Genomic DNA, 17,156 nt, shown 5'->3' with positions numbered 1-17,156 from the left:
ATTAATCATTTGATGAAAATTGTAAAACAAATAGCGAACATTTCTGCAATTGATTTATAGTTCGATGACTCTCTCGCGCTAGATGTGCAAAACTTGCTCGAGCAAATATTCTGTATGGTTAATCGAGCTAATGCTTAGTTTGAGGTCAATTTATTTGAAAGTAATAAATTTAACTAAAAATCAAAATTGAAACAAATAATAAAGTGATTGAATCTTTACCGATTAGTGTTGGTTTATTTTTAGTCGCGGCAGTGACGATCTCCGTGATTGGGGTGAGAAGGTCTCGAGTATGCGGCCGGCGGTGACTGTTTCGATTTGATGTTGCTGGCTTTTTCCTATATCGCCTATCTTCAAAGTTCAATTTATAGCGCGATCGCCGGTCGCCAGGTGTTTATTATGTCTCTGACTATTTTAATGACGGGAGTATTATTGTTATATGAAAGTTATATGAAATCTAAAAAAGAATAATGAGCAGAGAGATTAGCACTCGAAAGATCGCAACACAGCGTCTTTCTTCTACTGTCCCCCAAAATTGAACCCAGTCACAACTCAATGCGACTGGTTTTTTTGGCGTAATAGTTCGGTTGTTAAAAGTTTTACTGTTAACTGTGAAATTTATCAACGAGCTTCTGTACCTTGATTGGGATCGCCTTCTGCTTGAGGATTATCCGTACCGGGAGCTTCCGGTTCTGCCTCTCCTCTAACGTTAATATTCGTTCCTTGTCCGGTTCGCCGCTGACTGGGATCGATAGGGGTTTGTTTGCCACCAGATGCAGTGGGGGTCGACCGTTGATTTTCTGTTTCTTTGGAAGAAGAGTCGTTCATTAGCTGACAATAAATTCATTACTTAATTTTTAATCTATCAATGACGACCCTGAAAGATATCATTCTCTGGTTATAATCGCATTCAAAATCAATACTACTTCACAAAGCCAATTTCTCATCAGAAGTTAATGGAAACCAAGATCGCTATCATCACCCCGTTCGAACTGTAAACGAGCAGATCCTAAATACATTCCTTGAGATTTTTCTCCAGCAGGAAAAGCGGTAACGCCGAATAAATAAGTACCGCCGAAATCGGGATTGCGTTTCGGCTTGAGTCCAACGCTAAAAGTAGTACCAGGAGATATAGGCTCGGCAAAAGTTACGTTTACCGTTTCGGTTTCTGGGTCGAAAGTGGTTTCGGCGATCGCAATTTTTTCGCTTTGGTTTCTCGCCGTTCCAATTGCCGCAATCGTTCGCTCGAGTCGATAGTCGATTTCATCTGCGCCTTGACGCAAATTAATCGCTATCTTTTGTAAGGGTTCGTCTGCTGTTTCTGGCAACAATAAGGTGAAATAGTACCTAGCTCCTGTCGCGCTGACGGCTCTAAAAGTAGTTATAGCATCGAGCAATTGGGGGGCTGCTCCAAAAGCAACCGTTCCATCAGCTAGCTGAACTGCTCGAGTAGTGGGAATGCCAATTCCCCATAGACTCGTTCCTAATACTAATGCAAAACTAATTCCTAGACTTTGAAAAGTCAATCTCAGCCCGTTCATTGGCTTATCCTTCCTTTAAAATAATTCGACCGGTACAACTGAATCGTCTTAGCTATCTACGGCAATGACATTGCCACACAATTCATTAGCTGGCACTGCTTCCATCATTTTTTTAGGATTGGGAAGATCGAGATGGTTCATCAACCTAATAAAGTCGGCTCGCTCTCTACCAGCAAAGCGTGGATTGCAGCGTTTTTCTTCACCGATGGTGGAAACGGTATGTCCTCTGTAGTCGTGGGCGGGATAAACTAAAGTTTCATCGGGCAGAGTAAATAGTCTTTGGGTTACCGAGTCGTAAAGCGTTCCGGCATCGCCACTTTGAAAGTCAGTGCGTCCACAACCGCGAATAAACAGAGCATCTCCAGTTAAAACTCTTTCGCCATTGACCAAATAAGCCATATGGCTATCGGTATGTCCTGGAGTGGCGATCGCTTCGATGATAATTGCTCCTAGTTCCAAAGTCTCCTCATCCTGAATATGGCGGTTGGCACAATCAGCCCGGGCGTTTTCGGGAACGATACCCAAACAGCCAGTTAACTCTCGTAGTTTACCCGTCCCTGTAATATGGTCGGCGTGAATATGGGTTTCGAGACAGTAACGCAGACTCACCCCTAATTCTTGGATTAATTTTAGATCCCGTTCGACTCGTTCCAAAACCGGATCGACTAAAATTGCTTCTTTTAATTCTAAATCCGCTAATAAATATGTGTAAGTACTCGACTCGCTGTCAAACAGTTGACGAAATAACATAAGGTCGCCTCCACAAAGCACTAGAGGCTTATTCTGCCTCACTTTTAGGATAGAAAAAGAAATTGAAGAACCCGTGAGACCGTTCTCGATTATTTTTATTATAGTCAGCCATTTTTGGCTATTTAGCGATCTGCAAAAGCTGTGATCGCCGTATGTAGGGTAGGGTAAAGAAATTTTCTGCATTGGCAAAACACAAGGGGAAGGGAAAAAGGTATATTTTTCTTTCTAACAATTGCTCGATTTCTTCCAATTGTCTCTGGAAAATCTTTGGTCGAACTGACGTTAATATGCTCTTGACTGATGCCAACGGCGCGATCGCCACTGCTTTAACTAAGAGAAGGTATCATATCGTCAATAAGAAAGCTGGGCAGACATCAGTCTACCCAACTCTGTTTTTAGAGTAAACTCTTCAAGCTAAAAACTGCGTAATTTAAAACTAAGTATTGCGATCGCCCCTAACCAAACCTAATTTGTTCTCCCGTTAAATTTGGGGTTTCTCCTTCTAGGAGAGGTTCTAAAGCGGCACGAATTCGCTTAGCATCGGGGGGACAACCAGGAAGATAGAGATCGACTGGAACTACAGCATGAACTGGTCGTACTCGCTCTAATAATTTTGGCACTATACCCGGTTGATTGGGTATTTGGTGCTGAATATCGGTAGCTTCAAGATAGCAACGTTGAAGCACTAATTCGGGATTGCCTAAAGGATTGCGTAATGCCGTAACATTACCGGTAACCGCACAGTCCCCAAAGGAAATTAGAAGTTTAGTGCGATCGCGTACTTGTTTAATTAGTTTCAAATTATCTTCGTTAGCTACCGCACCTTCTACTAGGACCACATCTACCCCTTCAGGATATTCTTTAATATCGACAAAAGGACTGTAAACTAAATCTACTCGTGCGGCTAGATCGAACAGCCATTCATCTAAATCTAAAAAAGACATATGGCAACCAGAACAACCACCGAGCCATACTGTTGCTAGTTTTATTCGATTCATTTTCTTGGGTTAAAATTGTTAACAAGTAAGTTGTAAGCCAGAAGGAAGTTGTTTGAATGTAGCAGGATTTTTAGCCGCTACTTCTTGCCATTCTTTGACTAGAGATTTGGGTACGTGCAGACGAGCGAATTTGCCATTTTCTACAGGTAATTCTAGTAATAGTTCTTCAGTGGGTAATTCTGAGACGATATTTTTTAAGTTGTATTGTCCAATGCTGGGTAGAGGAGATTTTTCCAGAAATATATCGTTCGCTTGATAGCGTTTGCTTGAGGTCTTGATTACTAGAGGTTTTTGAGACTGGATTTTCAGAGAACTAGACAGTCCCGATAATCGGAGATTTATAGAGGTGAGTTGAGGAGAATCAACGAGAGTAAACAACATTACCTGCCATTTATGTCCTGCTTCATCGGTTAACACTCGCTCCGAACGACAATGTATTTGTCCTGGAGCAATTTCTGTTTCGGTCATAGTGGCAATGGCAGGTCTAATGGTTAGATTGGCAATAATCAAAAACAAAATTAGAGTAACGATCGCCAAAGTAATTATCCATTCTAAATCGTGTAAAAGATGACGCAGCATTTTACCTACCTCCTAAATCGAAATCGCCAACTAACCACCAACTATTAACTTCATGGCAACCATTCTCTTTTCTTTCTTGCCGTGGTGATAAATTCCAGCTTCGCTCTTTCCTTAGTCATTTCCCCTACTGTCGAACCTTGAGAAAAGATAGCTCCCGTCGGACAAGCCATGAGGCATTTACCGCAAGAGGTACAGCTATCAGCATTACCCCAAGGACGATTGAGATCGGTAATTACGTGAGAATTATGTCCTCTTCCCGCCATATCCCAGGTGTGCGCTCCTTCGATTTCATCGCAAACTCTAATACAGCGAGTACAAAGAACACAGCGATTATGGTCGATACCAAAGCGATCGTGAGATAAATCCACGGTACGTTGGGGAAACTGATAAGCTAAACTAACGTGCTCCATCCCCATTTCTACCGCCAAATCTTGTAACTCACAATTGCCATTAGCCACACACACCGCACAAATATGATTGCCTTCGGCAAACAGCAACTCGATAATCGTACGACGATATTTTTGCAACCTTTCGCTGTTGGTTTGAATCTCCATTCCTTCAGCTGCCTGAGTGACACAGGCAGGTTGGAGTTTGTTGCTACCAGCAATTTCAACTAAGCACAAGCGACAAGCTCCTACTTCCGAAACCCCTTCTAGGTAACACAGAGTAGGAATGTGAATACCTGCATCCCGCGCCGCATCTAAGATAGTTTCTGATTCTCTGGCACTAACTAAGCGATCGTTAATGGTTAAGGTTTTAACTGCCACTGTCTTTAGTTTATTTATTATCTCTGAGACTATTTATAAACTAATAATTTGAGAAACTTGTGAGAGTTAGTCAAGAGCGATTGCTATCTCCCATTACAGTAGTTTAGAAAAATCGCGCTCGTTGAATAGTCGGTTGAAAGAACGCCCAATACTTTTCCGTGCCAAACCAATAACCAGCAATGATTTTCGCAGGAACAGTGTATCCGTCAAAAGTTTTTTCTGCTTTTACTTCTCCACCAAAAGGAATATATTGCCATTGACCATTTTCTGTTTTGTTTACCCAACGGGGCAAAGAAATAGTTAAAAGTTTACCCTCAGAATCGATAGTTAAAGTTAGGGTGATTGGTTCGTTGTCTACGTTAAAATTAGTCCGGATCGTATTATCAGAAATAGCTTGCCAAGCTACACCGTTTTGAGGTAATAGAGCCGAAGGTAACCAAAGAGAGTATTCGCCCCCCAATCTACCAGCACTGGAGCGATCGATCTCTTTACTCCGAGCATTTGCTATGGGAATTAAGCCCCATAAAGAAAATCTTATTCTACCTTTGCCCTGACTGTAGTAATCTGCACCGCTGAAGTTGAGTAAGCCTTTGCCAATGTTTGCTTTCCAGACAAAACCAGGCAATCTAGAAATGATTTGCCATGCTTTCATCGGTAGCCAGTCTGCATCGGGTTTGAGTCGAAAACTACCGCTCATTTCCAGTTCGACATGAGTAGCTAATTGGGTTCCGGGTTTAATAGCGTGTAAAAAATATCTTCGTACTGGTTCGTCTAACTCAGCGATCGTATCTTCAGTAAAAACAGTATCGGTTGGCTGAGATTTGAACGAATGCCAGATGTTATCGATTGAGCGATCGTATCTTACCCGAATCAATAAGAAAGTTAATAAAATTGCGATCGCGCCGGCAATGATAAACCATAAAATATTCATTTCGTTCTACCGTAAAGAGTAGATCGCTAGTTGCTAGTTGCTAGTTCCTTGTTTTTTTCGACCCTCGGTTGTTGTACGATCTGTCTGAGTTCTATTCTGGTTTTATCTTCGAGAAATTGTCGTTGTAAAATCGACCATTCTTGCCATTTGCGATCGCGAGTTTGGGTTAGTAGAGTTGCTAGTTGGGGCATTTTATGGGCAAGGGATGATTTTGAGACTTTTTCTAACACTTCTCTCAAGACGTAACAATCTTGAATTTGACCGAGAACTTCTTGGATGTGTACTATTTTCTCTAGGTAATCTCGATAGCTAGCATCGTAAAATCCCTCGAATAGTTCGAGATTGTAGCGAGTTTTTTTGGCTAATTTGCGCAAATCGTGGAGAATGGGTTCTTCTCGTTCTAAGAGTTGCTCTACTGCCTTGGCGTTTGGTATCTCGGGAAATTGCACCTCTCCCTCTTTGAGTTTTACTCCTACTAACCAACCAGGATGAAGTAAAAATTGAGCGATTTGGGGTAAAAGCAAATCTGGCAATACGGGATAAATTGAAAAGTCACCTATGGTTTGATATGCGGGCTGTTCTAACCAATTTTCTAGCCCTTGCTTGAGATTGAGATAAAGTTTGCTGTTGAGAGTTTCGCCAACCTGGAGTAGTTCCTGTTGACGTTGTTTATGGAGAGATTTTAAAACTTTATCTAAGCTTTTTTGCTCTGCTGCTGGTAATAGCGGTCGATAGTTATCTTTCAACCCAGCGAGTAAAACATCTAAATCTCTGAGGTTTCCTAGAAAACGTCCTACCTTAGCGATCTTTTTTTCACTTACTGCTTTGGGTAGGTCTAAAGCAATTTTAAAACCAGCGATCGCACTACGCAAACGCCGCATTCCTACTCGCATTTGATGTAAGTCTTCGGGATCTTTATCTTGGATGACTCCAGCTTCGGATTTGAGAATTTTATTAGTGTGTTTGGCGATCGCAATATGTGCCCATTCTTTTAAAGTGACGGCGTTATCTTTGTCAATCATCTGCAATATGTGCTTACTCTTCGGCGGTAAATTTAGTTTTGTCTAAAAGTTCTTTTTTGGATCTTTTGAGCTGTTTCCAAAATTTTTTAATTTCTTCGTAGGTATCTTCAGCAGACATTTTACCATTGGCTTCTAAACCGCAAAGATAAGACACCTGCTGAGCGAACTGTTGTAAGTTGGCATTAAAAACTAGTCTTTCAGGAGTCAAATCGCCATAATAGTTGCCAATAGAATATAAAAAACTTTCTTTGCTGCTGTCAAATTCTTCTGTCATTTTATTTACCTCGGATCGATTAAATAACCTTCACTATTAAAGATTAAACACTAACCAGACCCATTACTGAATTTTATTTATCAAGCCGGTAAGCTTCATAATTAGATCGCAAAGAATATATTAATTAAAACTAGATCGAGATACTCGCCCGTTACACTTTAGATTACGCTCTCGATCCCATCGGGGTATATTCTCAATTTTAGAATAGATAAATAACTTGAGGAACTCGTGACAGTTTAGTAGTCCAGGCTAGCAAATCACCAACCATCTACAAACAAATGAATATTGGCGATTTAAGAAGAGAATATACTTTAGAAGGTTTAACCAGAGAACGGCTCAATGCCGATCCCGTTCGGCAATTCGAACTGTGGTTTCAACAAGCATGTACTGCGGAGTTACCAGAACCCAATGCCATGTGTTTGGCAACAGTTTCAGCTACTGGTGAGCCTTTACAACGGATGGTACTGTTGAAATATTTCGATCGCCAGGGATTGGTTTTTTTTACTAACTACGAAAGCCGCAAAGCACGCCAAATCGCAGACAATCCCCAGGTTTCGCTGTTGTTTTTCTGGGCAGCCTTAGAACGTCAAGTACAAATCTCTGGAAAAGCCATTCAAATTTCTACTGCCGAATCTCTGAAATATTTTGCCACTCGTCCCAGAGGTAGTCAAATCGGAGCCTGGTGTTCGCAACAAAGTAAGGTAATCTCTTCTCGCCAGATGCTAGAGATGAAATTTGACGAGATGAAACGCAAGTTTGGTGATCGCGAAATTCCTTTGCCTTCTGCTTGGGGTGGTTATCGAGTCGTGCCTCATAGTTTTGAATTTTGGCAAGGCAGACCCAATCGACTACACGACCGCTTTTTATATACCTACTCAGATGTTGAATCTGCTTGGGAAATTCACAGATTAGCTCCTTAAGTTATCGCTGAGGAGAACCCATAGCGCCTAACGACTAACCAGATTACCCTAATTCCTTATGTCTAGTTCTCTTTACATTAGTACCACTGAATCGGGAAGTGGCAAAGCTCTCATTTCTTTGGGCATTCTCGAACTAATTCTTAGAAAAACCAACCGGGTGGCTTTCTTTCGACCCGTAATTAGAAAACAGCCTTTAGGTAAGCCAGATGAAGACATTAATTTAATTTTGAGTTATTTTGGCTTAAACCAAGAATACGAGCGAGCCTTTGGCTTGTATGTCGAGGAAGTTCAGGAATTAATCGATCGCGGTAAATATGACAAAATCTTGGACAAAATTATTTTTAAGTATAAGGATTTGGAGCCAAACTACGATTTTATTTTGTGCGAAGGTTCCGATTATCTCGGGCAAGTATCGGCTTTTGAATTCGATCTCAATACAGAAATTGTCAAAAATTTAGGTTGTCCGATTCTTATTTTAGGCAACGCCAATCGCCGCAGCGTTTCAGAAGCGATCGCACCTGTGAAGCTATCTCTCGAATCTTATTTAGCCAGGGAATGTCAAGTTGTTGGCATAGTTTTCAATAAAGCCGATGCCGAAGTGCTGTCACAACTGTCAATTGCCCTAGAAAAACAATTTGGCAAGAAAAATTATTTACTGGCAGCGATCCCTTACGAACCCAAACTCAGTAGTCCCAGAGTAAGAGAAATCGCCCAACAACTTCAAGCTGAAGTTTTGTACGGACACGATCGATTAGATAACTTGGTGCTCGATTATGTAATTGCTGCGATGCGATTAGAAAACGCCATTACCAGGCTGAAAGAAAGTAGTTTGGTAATTACTCCGGGCGATCGTAGCGATATTATCGTCGGGTTGCTACAGGCGCATCAATCTGTTAACTATCCTCATTTATCGGGCATTTTACTTTCCGGTGACTTACAACCAGATCGATCGATTAGAAAACTGATTGACGGTCTTTACGATCCTTTCCCGATTCTCTCTGTCCCCACTAATACTTATGAAACTTCTGAGTTAGTCAAGCAGATTCATACTTCCCTAATAGCTAGCGATTCGCCAGAGGGTAGCGTCAAAGTCGATCGCGAGAAAATTACTTTGAGTATCAATCTCTTTGATGATTACGTCGATTTGAGCAGATTGGAAGAAGAAATTAATACGATTCAAGTCACGGGAATTACTCCCAAAATGTTTACTTACAATTTATTGCAGCAAGCTAAGTCTCAAAAGCGGCGCATCGTGCTTCCAGAAGGCGAAGAAATTAGAATTCTGCGAGCGGCGGCATTTCTGTTAAATCGAGGGATTGTAGACTTGATTCTTCTAGGTAAGCCAGGAAAAATCGAGCAAATTGTCAATCGAAATGGTATTTCCTTAGACCTTAACCAGCTAAAAATTATCGAGCCGGCTACGGCAGATAAATTTGAGACTTATGTGGAACAATTTTATCAACTGAGAAAGCACAAAGGGGCGACTCCAGAAGTGGTTCGTGAATATCTACTGGATGTCTCTTATTTTGGAACGATGATGGTCTATGCTGGGGATGCTGATGGCATGATATCCGGTGCAGTCCATGCTACTCCCCATACTCTCAGACCAGCTTTGCAGTTAATTAAAACCAAACCGGGTTGTTCTCTAGTTTCTTCTGTCTTTTTTATGTGTCTTGAAGACCGAGTTCTAGTTTATGGTGATTGTGCGGTTAATCCCAATCCCAATGCCGAACAGTTAGCAGAAATCGCCATTTCCTCGGCAGATACGGCTACATCCTTCGGAATCGAACCCAAAGTCGCTCTCTTATCCTACTCTTCTGGCACTTCCGGTCAAGGAGAACAAGTAGAAAAAGTCAGAACCGCTACGGCGATCGCTCGTCAGCGACGACCAGATTTAAAAATTGAAGGACCAATTCAGTATGATGCGGCTGTAGATCTAAACGTTGGTTCGCAGAAAATGCCCGAATCTCAAGTTGCAGGTCGAGCTTCGGTGCTAATTTTTCCCGATTTAAATACCGGAAACAATACCTATAAAGCCGTCCAAAGAGAAACTGACGCGATCGCCATCGGTCCGATTCTTCAAGGTCTCAACAAACCAGTCAACGACTTGAGTCGCGGTTGTACTATTGAGGATATCATCAATACAGTAGCCATTACTGCCATTCAGACTCAATCGGTCGCTGGATGATGTAAAATCCAGCGCTGCGATTGAGAAGGAGGCGGTTACTGAGGAGGGGCTGTGGGGCGGTTGCGAAGCAAGTCGGTACGACTCGGTCGCCTCGCCCCCTTGTAAGCCTCTTGCTTCCTCAGCAATTAAAGACCTCCGTCGTTGCTCAAAAATCTGATTCCCTTTCTTAAAATATAAGTAGACCGCAATTGGCTTTTTATGAAAGAACGTTTACATCTTCAGATTCGAGGTGTAGTTCAAGGGGTGGGGTTTCGTCCTTTTGTCTATCAATTGGCAACAGAGCTAGGATTGACAGGATGGGTCAATAACTCCGCAAAGGGAGTATCAATCGAAGTCGAAGGCGAGCGATCGCGCTTAGAAAACTTTTCGTACCGACTCAAAACCGAATTACCTCCTCGATCTGAGATCCACAGCTCAGTCAGTTCCTGGCTGGCTCCCGTTGGCGACCGAGAATTTACCATCGCCGCCAGTAGTGGCGGAGAAAAAACCGCCTTAATCTTACCCGATCTCGCTACTTGCGATCGGTGCCTGCAAGAAATTTTCGCTCCGACTAATCGTCGCTATCTCTACCCCTTTACTAACTGTACTCACTGCGGTCCTCGTTTTAGTATTATCGAAACCTTACCTTACGATCGCCCGAACACGACGATGAAGCAGTTTGAAATGTGCGATCGTTGCCTGGCAGAATACCGAGATCCCCGCGATCGCCGTTTTCACGCTCAACCTAATGCCTGTCCTCAGTGCGGTCCTCATTTGGAACTCTGGAACTGGGAAGGAAGGGTTTTAAACTCCCATCACGATGCTCTCTTGGCAACTGCCGAAGCCGTTCGCCAAGGAAAAATTGTTGCCGTTAAAGGGTTGGGAGGGTTTCATTTAATCATCGATGCAGGGAATGAAGCAGCAGTAGGGAGATTGCGCGATCGCAAACGGCGACCGGATAAATCTTTTGCCTTAATGTATCCCAACTTGGAACTAGTTAAAGCAGACTGCCAGGTATCTATCTTAGAAGAGAAATTACTCCTCTCTCCCGAAGCACCAATAGTGCTTTTAAAGACGCAAGTTAATTTTTTTGAACAAGTCGCTCCTCAAAATCCCTATCTAGGTATCATGCTGCCCTATACTCCTTTACATCACCTCTTAATGAAAGAGTTGGGCTTTCCCGTTGTGGCTACCAGTGGTAATTTGAGCGATGAGCCAATTTGTATCGGCAATCGAGAAGCACTAACAAGACTCGATCGAATAGCCGATCTGTTTTTAGTTCATAATCGTCCCATTGTTCGTCCTGTAGACGATTCAATCGCGCGGCTAATGGGGGGAAGAGGACAAATTATAAGACGCGCTCGCGGTTATGCACCTTTGCCAATAAAGATCGCGCTCCCCCCAGAACGAACCTTACCATCTCCTATCCTCGCCGTAGGAGCACAGTTAAAAAATGCGATCGCTTTTGGAAGAGACGATGGCATCTTCATCAGTCAATATATTGGAGATTTAGAAACAGTAGCGACATTCGACAGATTTCAACAAACCATTAGCGATTTTCAACAACTATACGAACTCCAACCAACAAAAGTCGCCTGCGATCTCCATCCCGATTATCTTTCTACTCAATATGCCCAACAGTCCAACATCGCTTTGACTTCCGTGCAGCATCACTATGCTCATCTTCTTTCCTGTATGGCAGACAACGAACTAGATCTCAATCAGCCAACTTTAGGTATTGTTTGGGATGGAACTGGCTATGGACTAGATGGCACGATTTGGGGTGGAGAATTTCTCAGTCTTATCGTTACGGGTTTTAGGCGAATCGCCCATTTGCGAAGATTTCAGCTACCTGGAGGCGAAAGAGCCATCCGAGAACCCAAAAGAATTGCGATCGCTCTACTCTATGAAATTTTTGGCGACAGACTATTTACGGAGAGCGATAATTTTGACTACTTACCCTGTTTTCGAGCATCTAGTAGTAGCGAACTAAATATTCTACGCAGGATGTTGAATCAAAAGATTAACACCCCCATAACTTCTAGCATGGGACGCTTATTCGATGGAATTGCTTCCCTTTTAGGAATTCGCCAGCAAATTAGTTACGAAGGGCAAGCGGCAATGGAGTTAGAATTTGCCATTGCAGGCGATCGAACCGATTCTACTTATGATTTTGAATTAATCCAACCTCAAGACCAAACAATTAACTTACCAATCGTTATCGATTGGGAAAAATTAGTTATTCAAATTCTTAAGGATCTTACTAATCATGTCTCGTCAGCCGAAATATCCGCTAAGTTCCACAATACCCTAGCCGAAATAATCGTCAGTGTTACCCGACAAGCAGCTTTAAAACAAATCGTGCTTACAGGTGGTTGCTGGCAAAATAAATATTTGACCGAAAAAGCGATCGCTAGATTGAGACAAGCAGATTGTATTCCCTACTGGCATCGACGTATTCCTAGCAATGACGGAGGAATTGCCGTAGGGCAAATTTTAGCGGCACTTAGAAATTTAGATTGAGCCATGGTGCCAAAGAGCCAGATGCTCGGCATGGGTTTTTAAATAAGCTCCCGGGCTGTAGAATTTGTCGTAAAACTCTAAGTCTAAATGATGTGCCTGTAGGTAAGTAATTAAGAAAATCGAAGGAACGGTACCTGGAAACTTGCCAAAGGTGTCAAATATGTATTGAGCCTGGAGAGCTATACAGTCCTTAAATTCCTCGCTATGAACCTGAGCTGCAGAACGTACTTTTGCCGAGTCTTTCCAAGGACCCGGTGTTTCGGGATGAAACGGACCGCCAGCCCCAAATTTGCGCTCGCACAGTGCCTCAACCGCAGCCCGCATATCCCGGTAGTGAGGCGGACAAAAGCCTTCCATTATTCCAGCTAAGCCGGTCGGGTTGGGATAGGGCCAGCGATCGTCAGTGTCGTAGCGGAAGCCCAACCCAGGTACGTCTGGTTCGCCACTCGCGCCCAGCATCACGAATGGATCGATGCCGTTAAACATCCAACCTCCCAACCCCATTGCCTGAAGCATCAGCGCTCCAGCATAGCAACTGGTAGACAATTCTGCAGACAGTTCCGCCATCGACCATTGCTCGACAAAGGTGAGGGGCCAAGTATTGTTTGGGTCGACAATGTCTTTAAATTGGTCAATTCCCGGTAGAGAACGTTTATTAATGTCGTCGGTAAGAACCAGCCCATTTTGCAGCATATAGCAAAGGTTCAGTAGCATATGCTGTGCCAGATCGCCGACAGGAATCACCAGCAGCGTTCCTGGATGATTGACAACCCAGGTGTTGTGAGCCTCAACAAAAGGTACTTCTGATGGTAACTTGAGCCGACCATCATAAATGTTTTTAACTTGCTGTTTGAGAGCATTGAGAACGTCCTCAAGCTTCAGAGAACCGTCTGCTTCTCGTTCGGTCGAGGCAGGTGCATCGCGATTGTCTAGGACGTAGACTCCTTCGTCATCGGTAACAAAGGTCATGCTAGTATGAAATCCTGCCGCCGAAGGAAAGGTGCGACCCCCCGCAGCCCCTGCATAATTAGAGAGGTAGGGTGCATAACGCTCGGCGCGATAAATTAAGTTATGCCAGCTAGTGTTGCCCCCACAGGCGGTTACTACCAGCAGTTTTTCTAATTCGGATAGAGGTTCGACTTCGTGACGGGACTTGTAGGCAAATACCCCATCGGGTATATGCGCTCCTTTAAAGAAACGTCGGGAACGACGACCCATTAAGGCCTCAAGCAGAGTGAATGCCTGCATATTGTGAAAACCTGGAGGTATTTGTAATTTTTCTAGTATTTTCATCTTTTTGTCCTATTGAGATTTAAATAAACAAGAAAGCGAATAGTAATTACTTTTGAAGAAATTCTCTTATCGCTTGGCTAAATTCAATCGATTTTCCTTATAATACATGCAAGCATCAGGCGGACAACAAGGAGTGAGCCTGTTCGACGGAGTAGTCCACCGAGACATACTGAAAAAATGTTTCTACTTCTACTGCTGCTTCTGCAAGTACAATTTCTTCTCGCATGAGAGTTGCGATCGCAACTCTCATCTGACATAATTCGAACCTCCTTTACATCGGTTTAACTTATAAGAATTTCATGATGTGAGGCAGCACCAACTGGCTTTTTGCCATCGCTGCAAAATGGTCGCATTCGGGCAGGCTAACAAAGGTGGCGTTGAGGATTCGTTTGGCACACTCGCGAATTTTGGCATACCTAAAATCGTCTTCCCCCGCAATTAGCAAACAGGGCATAGTCATGATGGGTAAAACAGCTTCGAGGGAAGAGCGATCTTGGCAAAGTGCTAGCAGTGCTTCTACATCGTTAGATATCAATCGCTGCTTACTAGTAGGAGTCAACCATTGCCCGAAGTTAGCTTCGGCAAAATCAACTAAACCTTCCATGCCTTTACTAAGTGGTTCTCGAAGAAACCGCATACTTTCTGCGTAGGGATGAGAACCTCCGATAATTAGCTTGTGCAGCCGTTCGGGAGCATATCTAGCCATGCCGAACCCTACCCAACCCCCCATTGAATAACCGAAAAAATGAGTTTGAGAAATATTGAGATCGTTTAAAATCGCAGTCACATCGCCTACTCTATGGGGTAAGGCATAAGCGGCGGGGTCATGGGGTCGATCGCTAGCACCATGTCCGCGAGCGTCGAGCATGATAAGCTGATAGTCGCGACTGAGAACTTGGCTGTAGCCAAAATCTTGCCAATCCTCCCAACTTTGGGTAAACCCGTGATGGAGGACTAGCGGGCAACCGTCTCCCTTTACTTGGTAGTGGATAAAAATTCCTTGGTTGTTAGCATAGGGCATAATCTTTAAGTTAAGTTTACTTAATTAAGGTTAGGATCGGAGTCAGGAGTCAAAAGGGAATAGGCAGAAGGTCACAGAGAACAGAAAAGTATATACTGAGTACTAACTACTTATGGTCTAATTTTGTACATCCATCGGTTTGATGTTTTGGTTTACCCGAAAGAGATTGGTCGGGTCGTATTTAGTCTTAATGGCAACCAGGCGATCGTAGTTGTCGCGGTAAGTTGCCCGAACGCGCTTCTGACCCTCCTCCATCATGAAGTTCACGTATGCTGCGCCACAGGAGTAAGGATGCAGTGCCTGCCAATATTGCTTTGCCCAGGAGGTAATCTTGTCAGCGTTTGCTGGCTCGGGATCGACACCCGCCATGACCATCGACCACTTAGCCTCGCGAAAGCTAAAAGCCGTATCGTTTCTGCCTACTCGACTGGCTGCGCCATCAATTGGATAGAGGTGCATAGTTGATAGCGGTGTCGGAAGTTGCGATCCCCATTTGACGTGTTTGGCGATCGCTTCATCGGTTAGCTCTTTAACAAAATCTCCCTTCCAATACCATTGATAACCAGGTGGATACAAATCATCGAAAGCGCTCTGGAGAGCGGGATAGGGCATGGAGCCTAGATGTTCGAAAACCGGTGAACCAGCAACCTGACGAATGGGTTCGAATACCGCATCTGTCCGCTCTAGAGCTCCGAGATAACACCAGACCACACCGCACATTTGTTGATGATGCAAATGTTCTGGAAACTGAGGCGTAGGCGGCACGGTAAGGAAGGCAAAAAATCCATAAAGATCTTCAGATGCGGCTGGCAGAAACTCACGATACCACTGCATCACCTCTTTAGCTCGTTCCAGATGCCAAAACATCGGTCCGCCATAAACAGTGCTAACAGGATGCAGGCGGAACAGGAATGAAGTGACAATGCCAAAGTTGCCGCCACCGCCTCGAATTGCCCAGAACAGATCCTCGTTTTCATTCTCACTGACGGTAATAAATCGTCCATCCGCTAGTACCAGCTCGGCAGCTAGCAGGTTGTCAATAGTAAGACCATATTTACGGGTTAAATAACCATGTCCTCCGCCCAAAGTAAGTCCGCTAACACCAGTAGTCGAGATGATGCCGCTGACTGTCGCCAATCCAAAGGCATGAGTAGCATGGTCTACATCCCCCCAAGTACAGCCTGCTTCAACCCTAACCGTTTTGGAGACTGGATCGACGTGAATCCTCCTCATCTCGGAAAGATCTGCAACTATACCGCCATCGCACATTGCTAAACCCGCTCCGTTGTGCCCGCCTCCTCGCACCGCCAGCAACGAAGCGTTATCTCTAGCGAATTTCACGGTAGCTATCACATCTGTCACATTGGCACAACGCACGATCGCTTGTGGATGTTTATCGATCGTTGCGTTGTAAACCCGTCGAGCCTCATCGTATTCATCGCTATCTGGTAAAATAAGCTTACCTCTGATGCTGCGATTTAATTCAGCGGGTGGTGATTGTTGAAGCATATTATTTACCTCTCTAATTGCTTATTCAGGTTTTCCAATCTTGATTTATGGGATACTACTGAAAATTAGTTATCTGGTTGTCAAGACAAACAAGGCTGAGATCGGACAAGCTCGAATTTTATAGATCGACCTTAATTAGATTCGTAGATTCCTTTTCAGTTGACCTAGCACGAATGTTAAAAGCAAAATTTGAAGAAACTGTGAGAGTTTAAAAAACTTTGCCGATAGTAGTTAAGTTGTGAAACGTCAGCTCGACATTCCTCACAAGTTCCTCAAGCTAATTGTTTATCTTAAAACTGAGAGCAATAGAGCAAATGAGGTTTGCCATGGTAGCTACAGTTGATTATTCTATGGATGAAATCAGACAACAAGCTCGTAATTTAGTCGAACGAGGAGTTATCGATCGCTATCAGCCAATTTGTATTCTTTGTGAATTCATTCCACCGAGAGATTGGATCTGTGCCGAATGCGAACTAGAAAGAAATGACTATTTGTTACGCGATCGCATCTGCGACTTGTTGTGCAAAGAAGAGTGGCAGGAAGATTGAGTTGACTAATTGAGCTTAACTGACATTATTTATATTATGTCGTTATGGAGAAGTGTTTATGTGTTTAGCCGTACCTGGCAAAATTGTCTCAATCGATAATAGTGATACTACACTGAGAATGGCCAGAGTTAGCTTTGGTGGAATAATTAAGCAAGTCAGCCTTGCCTATGTTCCCGAAGCTAAAATTGGCGATTATGCGATCGTTCATGTCGGCTTTGCCTTGAGCATCCTCGACCGCCAAGAAGCAGAAAAAACTCTCCAAAATATCCAACAATTAAGCATTAATAATTAGCACTTCTCATAATTGTCTTACTCA

19 protein-coding genes are annotated in these 17,156 nt (G+C 43.4%); 6 read left to right on the top strand and 13 right to left on the bottom strand.

Translation table 11 applies throughout. The features are described from left to right. Positions 1 to 318: 318 nt before the first annotated feature. Entirely contained in the window at positions 319 to 468 is a 150-nt protein-coding gene (locus ACLFKQ_RS01965) for a hypothetical protein (protein ID WP_448998237.1), read from the top strand. 150 nt (positions 469 to 618) lie between these two features. Here the strand turns inward: ACLFKQ_RS01965 and ACLFKQ_RS01960 are convergent, their stop codons facing one another. The 9 genes from ACLFKQ_RS01960 to ACLFKQ_RS01920 all read right to left on the bottom strand — a co-directional run bounded on the left by ACLFKQ_RS01960 (position 619) and on the right by ACLFKQ_RS01920 (position 6,859). Then, positions 619 to 825, bottom strand: a complete 207-nt coding sequence (locus ACLFKQ_RS01960; RefSeq protein WP_448998236.1) for a hypothetical protein — start codon at positions 823 to 825, stop codon at positions 619 to 621. A gap of 125 nt (positions 826 to 950) precedes the next feature. Next, positions 951 to 1,538 carry a DUF2808 domain-containing protein gene (locus ACLFKQ_RS01955; RefSeq protein WP_448998235.1) on the bottom strand — a complete coding sequence of 196 codons (588 nt, stop codon included), beginning with the start codon at positions 1,536 to 1,538 and terminating at the stop codon, positions 951 to 953. A gap of 48 nt (positions 1,539 to 1,586) precedes the next feature. Next, positions 1,587 to 2,288 (bottom strand): MBL fold metallo-hydrolase, encoded by a 702-nt coding sequence (locus ACLFKQ_RS01950; protein WP_448998234.1) that lies wholly within the window; start codon positions 2,286 to 2,288, stop codon positions 1,587 to 1,589. A gap of 455 nt (positions 2,289 to 2,743) precedes the next feature. Further along, a complete protein-coding gene (locus ACLFKQ_RS01945) occupies positions 2,744 to 3,286 on the bottom strand; it encodes an NADH-quinone oxidoreductase subunit B family protein (RefSeq protein ID WP_448998233.1) in 543 nt (180 codons plus the stop codon). An 18-nt stretch (positions 3,287 to 3,304) separates the two neighbouring features. Then, a complete protein-coding gene (locus tag ACLFKQ_RS01940) occupies positions 3,305 to 3,865 on the bottom strand; it encodes a DUF3122 domain-containing protein (RefSeq protein WP_448998232.1) in 561 nt (186 codons plus the stop codon). 50 nt (positions 3,866 to 3,915) lie between these two features. Continuing rightward, entirely contained in the window at positions 3,916 to 4,632 is a 717-nt protein-coding gene (hoxU, locus tag ACLFKQ_RS01935; protein WP_448998231.1) for a bidirectional hydrogenase complex protein HoxU, read from the bottom strand. 103 nt (positions 4,633 to 4,735) lie between these two features. Beyond that, entirely contained in the window at positions 4,736 to 5,563 is an 828-nt protein-coding gene (locus ACLFKQ_RS01930) for a DUF6544 family protein (protein ID WP_448998230.1), read from the bottom strand. Between the two features lie 26 nt (positions 5,564 to 5,589). Continuing rightward, entirely contained in the window at positions 5,590 to 6,585 is a 996-nt protein-coding gene (locus ACLFKQ_RS01925) for a CHAD domain-containing protein (RefSeq protein WP_448998229.1), read from the bottom strand. 13 nt (positions 6,586 to 6,598) lie between these two features. Next, the gene (locus tag ACLFKQ_RS01920; RefSeq protein ID WP_448998228.1) at positions 6,599 to 6,859 is read right to left on the bottom strand and encodes a DUF7219 family protein; all 261 of its coding nucleotides are present in this window, start codon (positions 6,857 to 6,859) and stop codon (positions 6,599 to 6,601) included. A gap of 278 nt (positions 6,860 to 7,137) precedes the next feature. On the opposite strand from ACLFKQ_RS01920, the gene pdxH reads away from it, so the two are divergent. From pdxH to hypF, 3 genes are all read left to right on the top strand, one after another. Further along, complete coding sequence (gene pdxH / locus ACLFKQ_RS01915) at positions 7,138 to 7,779, top strand: pyridoxamine 5'-phosphate oxidase (RefSeq protein WP_448998227.1); 642 nt, start codon at positions 7,138 to 7,140, stop codon at positions 7,777 to 7,779. A 58-nt stretch (positions 7,780 to 7,837) separates the two neighbouring features. Further along, positions 7,838 to 9,967, top strand: coding sequence for a phosphate acetyltransferase (gene pta / locus ACLFKQ_RS01910; protein ID WP_448998226.1), 2,130 nt, complete (start codon positions 7,838 to 7,840; stop codon positions 9,965 to 9,967). Positions 9,968 to 10,165: 198 nt separating this feature from the next. Further along, positions 10,166 to 12,469, top strand: a complete 2,304-nt coding sequence (gene hypF, locus ACLFKQ_RS01905; protein WP_448998225.1) for a carbamoyltransferase HypF — start codon at positions 10,166 to 10,168, stop codon at positions 12,467 to 12,469. Here hypF and ACLFKQ_RS01900 read toward each other — a convergent pair. The 4 genes from ACLFKQ_RS01900 to ACLFKQ_RS01885 all read right to left on the bottom strand — a co-directional run bounded on the left by ACLFKQ_RS01900 (position 12,461) and on the right by ACLFKQ_RS01885 (position 16,292). Continuing rightward, complete coding sequence (locus ACLFKQ_RS01900; RefSeq protein ID WP_448998224.1) at positions 12,461 to 13,762, bottom strand: hypothetical protein; 1,302 nt, start codon at positions 13,760 to 13,762, stop codon at positions 12,461 to 12,463. The genes hypF and ACLFKQ_RS01900 overlap by 9 nt on opposite strands. A gap of 115 nt (positions 13,763 to 13,877) precedes the next feature. Continuing rightward, positions 13,878 to 14,012 (bottom strand): hypothetical protein, encoded by a 135-nt coding sequence (locus tag ACLFKQ_RS01895; protein WP_448998223.1) that lies wholly within the window; start codon positions 14,010 to 14,012, stop codon positions 13,878 to 13,880. Positions 14,013 to 14,048: 36 nt separating this feature from the next. Beyond that, entirely contained in the window at positions 14,049 to 14,783 is a 735-nt protein-coding gene (locus ACLFKQ_RS01890; protein ID WP_448998222.1) for an alpha/beta fold hydrolase, read from the bottom strand. Between the two features lie 117 nt (positions 14,784 to 14,900). Beyond that, positions 14,901 to 16,292: an FAD-binding oxidoreductase gene (locus ACLFKQ_RS01885; RefSeq protein WP_448998221.1), complete on the bottom strand. Its 1,392-nt coding sequence runs from the start codon at positions 16,290 to 16,292 to the stop codon at positions 14,901 to 14,903. A 326-nt stretch (positions 16,293 to 16,618) separates the two neighbouring features. Here ACLFKQ_RS01885 and ACLFKQ_RS01880 point away from each other — a divergent pair, with 326 nt between their 5' ends. Both ACLFKQ_RS01880 and ACLFKQ_RS01875 read left to right on the top strand, forming a co-directional pair. Beyond that, entirely contained in the window at positions 16,619 to 16,840 is a 222-nt protein-coding gene (locus ACLFKQ_RS01880) for a DUF4327 family protein (protein WP_448998220.1), read from the top strand. 58 nt (positions 16,841 to 16,898) lie between these two features. After that, entirely contained in the window at positions 16,899 to 17,132 is a 234-nt protein-coding gene (locus tag ACLFKQ_RS01875; protein WP_448999433.1) for a HypC/HybG/HupF family hydrogenase formation chaperone, read from the top strand. Positions 17,133 to 17,156: the final 24 nt, after the last annotated feature.

This window comes from Myxosarcina sp. GI1(2024) (genome assembly GCF_053543375.1).
Note: the sequence above shows the minus strand (reverse complement) of the source record. Positions and strands in the feature narration are given on the sequence as shown.